This window comes from Devosia insulae DS-56, assembly GCF_000970465.2.
In the GTDB taxonomy this organism is placed as follows: domain Bacteria; phylum Pseudomonadota; class Alphaproteobacteria; order Rhizobiales; family Devosiaceae; genus Devosia_A; species Devosia_A insulae.
The window spans coordinates 1-3353 of sequence record NZ_LAJE02000298.1; the positions used below are offsets into that span (position 1 = coordinate 1).

The 3353-nt window shown below is 64.5% G+C and carries 4 protein-coding genes; 2 read left to right on the forward strand and 2 right to left on the reverse strand.

Going from position 1 to position 3353, the window contains the following annotated elements; translation table 11 throughout:
- Positions 1 to 95 precede the first annotated feature (95 nt).
- The gene (locus VW23_RS21085; protein ID WP_069911478.1) at positions 96 to 953 is read right to left on the reverse strand and encodes an intradiol ring-cleavage dioxygenase; all 858 of its coding nucleotides are present in this window, start codon (positions 951 to 953) and stop codon (positions 96 to 98) included.
- A gap of 352 nt (positions 954 to 1305) precedes the next feature.
- Between VW23_RS21085 and VW23_RS29700 the strand changes: the two genes are divergently transcribed.
- Positions 1306 to 1437 (forward strand): hypothetical protein, encoded by a 132-nt coding sequence (locus VW23_RS29700; RefSeq protein ID WP_280138998.1) that lies wholly within the window; start codon positions 1306 to 1308, stop codon positions 1435 to 1437.
- A 78-nt stretch (positions 1438 to 1515) separates the two neighbouring features.
- Positions 1516 to 2310, forward strand: a complete 795-nt coding sequence (locus VW23_RS21090; RefSeq protein WP_069911479.1) for a phosphorylase family protein — start codon at positions 1516 to 1518, stop codon at positions 2308 to 2310.
- A 168-nt stretch (positions 2311 to 2478) separates the two neighbouring features.
- Here the strand turns inward: VW23_RS21090 and VW23_RS21095 are convergent, their stop codons facing one another.
- Complete coding sequence (locus VW23_RS21095; protein WP_069911480.1) at positions 2479 to 3102, reverse strand: nucleoside deaminase; 624 nt, start codon at positions 3100 to 3102, stop codon at positions 2479 to 2481.
- Positions 3103 to 3353: the final 251 nt, after the last annotated feature.

Here is a 3353-nt window from a genome sequence, read left to right on the forward strand (position 1 = left end):
CCGCACCACCCCCTCCCTCAAGCCCTCCCCTCAAGGGGGAGGGAGGCGACGACTGAGAGATTTGAGAGGGCGGTCCAGCGGGCCGCCCTTTTTGTTTAGCGGATGCCTGAAATACCCGGCACCAGGCTGACGCCGGTTTCGGTCGCGGGGGCGCTCATGGCGCCATCGGCCGGGGCGCCGTCCGGCGGCGGGCCGCTGGGAGGTTCGCCACCACCGGCAGCGCCACCGAAGCCGGTGGCGGACTCGGCGGCGGGGTCGACGCCGACGATCATGGCGACGAGGTAGCGCTCCTCGAGTTCCTTCACATAGGCGAACGAGGCGCGGGTGGCCTGGCTCGCGATATTGTCGTTGGCGTTGAGCACATCGCGATCGTGGCCGTGCTCGGTATAGGGTTCGACATTCTGGTAGATGAACTGGCTCAATGCGTCGGGGAAGAACAACTGGCCGGTCAAGACGGTCTTTTCGTCGAGAAACACCTTGAAATGGATGTGGGTGGTGCGGCCGGCATACCAGCCCGGGTAGATGGTCTGGAACTCGACGATGCCGGAGGCGCCGGCGAATTGGGTACCGCGGAGGAAGGTCTGGCCCGTGGTGTCGATACCGCCGGTCTGGTTGGCATAGCCCGAATAGAGCCCTTCGGCATTGCAGTGCCAGATATCGACGCGCGCTCCTTCGATCGGCTTGCAGCTGCCATCGACGATCTGCAGCCGCACGGTGGTGGCGACGCCGGTCTGGGTGCCCTCGGTGATGTCGGCGCGCTCCAGCGACGGATCGAAATAGTAGGGGCCCTCGGTCACTTCCGGGGTGAGCACGCAGACATCGGCGCCGGGCATCAGCCCGGTGGTTTCGGCGCTGGCCTCCTGGGCGAAGGCCTGCTGGCTCATCAATGCGCCGCCGGCGGCGGTGATGGCGACGAGGCGCAGGGCGTCGCGGCGAGTTAACGGGCTCGGCATCGGTTCGTCTCCGTCTTCTTTCGGTACGAGCCCGATGTAGGAAGGGGGCGGGCGATCCCTCAGTTACAAGTTGGAGAACTGCATTAAGTCTCGGAAATGTGGCGGAACCGGAGATTCCTGAACGCCAGCTAAATGCCGGATTCCAGGAACGTTCAACCGCCGCGCCGCATTATTGCCCTCAAGATGAACCGCTGGCCCAGGCCGGCCTCGCCCTTGGGGGGCAAAAAATGCTGAAGCTCACTCTCGTTGCTCTGTTCGTGATGTCGATGGCTACGCTCACCATCGCCGCCTCCGCCCTGCCGGTCGAAACCGCGCCGGCCACCCAGCTCGCCGATCTCGGCTGAGACGAAACGTGGACCACGACCACCAGCACGGCCACCGGCCGGCCAGCATGAACAGCGGCACCCAGATCCTGTTGCTCGTCCTCTTCGCCACAGCGCTCGCTGTCCTGGCTTTCGCTGCGGCGAGCGTGGTGCTCGTGTAGATCTTGCTCGTCTAGAGCGCGCTTTACCATTCAACCCCGAGATGACACCTTCCCGCCGCTGATCGGGAGGAGTGCGTCATGGTCGAAACGAAGGCGCCGCATCTGACGCCGCAGAGCCTGGTCGGGCAGCGCTTCGGTCGCGATGTGTTCGGCGGCATCCGGGTGGCGCTCATCGGCTACTGCCCGCCGCCGTCGCGGCTCGAGCGCTACAGCCCGGAGCGCGTCAGCGATCAGCATTTCATCCATCTCAGCCCGGACAGCGTCCGCATCCTCCGCCACGGCGGCCAGCGCTATCTGTCGCTGGCGCATGTCTATGGCGGTCCGGTCTCGGCCTCGACGGTCGAAGAGCTGGCCTATTACGGGATCGAGACGATCCTAGCCTATGGCCTCGCCGGCGGGCTCGGCACCAAGGGCCTCCGGATGGGCGATTTCTACCTGGTCGAGGACGCCTTCGCGGCCGACGGCACGACCCGGCACTACACCGGCGACCTCTTAGTTGCCGCCGATGCCGGGCTCAAGACCTTGATCCTAGAACAGTGGCCGGATGCCATCACTTCGGTGCGCGCGGCGACCGGCGATGCGATCTATCGCGAGGACGATGCCATGCTCGATGGGTTTCGGGCTCGGGGCTGCGACATCGTCAACCTCGATTCGAGCCACCTTTTCGCCGCCTCTCTCACCAATGCCGAGGGGCGGCGGATGCGGACGATCCAGTGCGGGGTAATTTCCGATGTGGTGAGCGCCGAGCCGGGCGGCGACTCCGAAAGTACGCTCTCGACCATGCTATCGGGCTCTGGCCAGGGCTTCAACCCGCTGGAGCGGACCGGCGACATCGTCTCGTTCTACATCGAACAGCTGACGCCGCGGCTCTAAGGGGCTGAGGCCCGGGTTGAGCCTGAAGGAACTTCCCCTCACCCCGACCCTCTCCCCAGTGGGGAGAGGGGGCGTTGTGGCGCTGCCGGTGCCGAGGGTGTCCCCTCTCCCCTCCGGGGAGAGGGTTAGGGTGAGGGGCAGTGCACCACAGTCACTTGGCGAAAAGCCCTAGCTCAGCGGGATGCCCTTCTTGCCCTTGTCCTTCTGGTAGGCGGCCGAGAGGTCGTTATAGGCGGCGTTGAGCTCATCGACGCGGGCCACCAGCAGCTCGCGCGACGAGCGGTCGATGCCGGCCATCATCTGCTGGATATCGTGGCTCTCAAAGAACGCGTTCCTGCGGTTGTAGAGCGGCCGATCCTCAGGGACAGAATCGCGGTCCGGGTCGGGCACGGCATAGACCTCGCGGAGGATGCGGATGTCGTGCGGGATGCCGAAGCTGTCGCGCGTATCCTCGTAGCTGAACAGGTAGTAGAAATTGTCGAAGCCCGACCAGGTGATGCCGGAGAGGCAGAGCGAGCAGGGCTCGTGCGTGGCGAGGAACAGGCAATCTTTGGGCGTCGGGCGCTGGTCAGCCGGGAGTTCGTAGAAGCGCTTGATGGCGTGCATTTCGCCATGCCAGAGCGGGTTCTCGGTCTCGTTATTGGTTTCGCCAACCACCAGCGACAGATCGGATTTCCTGAGGATCGCCGCCCCGAACAGCTTATTGCCACCCCCGACGCCGCGCTTGGTCAGCGGCAGCAGGTCGAGCTCGATGACATCGAGCAGGCGGGAGATGAGGTCGGGCGTATGCATAGGGGGCTCCGGTTGGCGTGCACAGAGCCTGTCGGGCGGCGGGGGCAACGTCAACGGGGTTTGCGAACTGTTGGTCATGCCATCAGCATGCGCCCAATCCACGGATGTCATCCCAGCGAAAGCTCACTACTGTCCGGGATTTTTGGGTGATGGTGGATTGAGGCTGAGTTCCATCTGTCCTTGCATTGAGTTTGGTCGTCGTCGTGGTGGCTGGAAGGCGTTTAGGACGTTGATCCTGAGCAGGGTACGGA

What these genes read in the sequence shown, in the direction of transcription:
- VW23_RS21085 (WP_069911478.1), bottom strand. Translation starts at nt 953, where the DNA reads ATGCCGAGCCCGTTAACTCGCCGCGACGCCCTGCGCCTCGTCGCCATC.
- VW23_RS21090 (WP_069911479.1), top strand. Translation starts at nt 1,516, where the DNA reads ATGGTCGAAACGAAGGCGCCGCATCTGACGCCGCAGAGCCTGGTCGGG.
- VW23_RS21095 (WP_069911480.1), bottom strand. Translation starts at nt 3,102, where the DNA reads ATGCATACGCCCGACCTCATCTCCCGCCTGCTCGATGTCATCGAGCTC.